This window comes from Campylobacter sp. BCW_6871, from assembly GCF_001762325.1.
GTDB classification, from domain to species: domain Bacteria; phylum Campylobacterota; class Campylobacteria; order Campylobacterales; family Campylobacteraceae; genus Campylobacter_D; species Campylobacter_D jejuni.
The window spans coordinates 1-578 of sequence record NZ_MJWQ01000034.1 but is presented as its reverse complement, the minus strand read 5'-3'; the positions used below and the strand labels follow the sequence as shown (position 1 = coordinate 578).

At 27.9% G+C, this 578-nt stretch carries 1 protein-coding gene; it reads right to left on the bottom strand.

The window, feature by feature from the left end; all coding sequences use genetic code 11:
* On the bottom strand, positions 1 to 578 hold a 578-nt coding region (locus tag AJ930_RS03205), incomplete at both ends, for a DUF2920 family protein (protein WP_261659485.1).

The window sequence follows — 578 nt, the reverse complement described above, 5'->3', positions numbered from 1 at the left end:
AAAGTAAATACTTTATTCCCACAAGGATAAGAGATGGAATTTTCTTGCATAAAAGATTTTCTTTTTTGTAGTTTTTCAAGCATTAAAGGAAGTTCTTTTCTAAATAAGGCTTTATCAGGTATACCACAACCATGATCTAAATTTTTAATAAATTTTCCATCAATTTGATTTTCATCTATCAAATTTAAGCTTACATCGTAACCTAAAATTTTTAATATTTGCATGGTTTGTTCTTTAAAATTTGCTGGAGTTAAAGGATCTTCTTTGCTATGATAACTCACATAAATGATATTTTTATTTTTTTGACTTTGTAAAATCAAATGATCTTTATTTAACAATGTTCTAATAAGATAATTTTCATTATTAAAAAAATAAGGTGAATTTTCTTTACGTGTCCAGTGGGTTTTTAGAAAACAACTCACAAAAAAATGATCGCCCTGCATATACATATCCCCATTAGTATCTTTGCTTTTAAATTCCAACTCTCTACCAATAATATAATTAAGCGGTGGAACAGCCGAACCTGAATTATCAATCACACCATCCACATACCAAGGAGCTATTTTTGCTATGAGTAA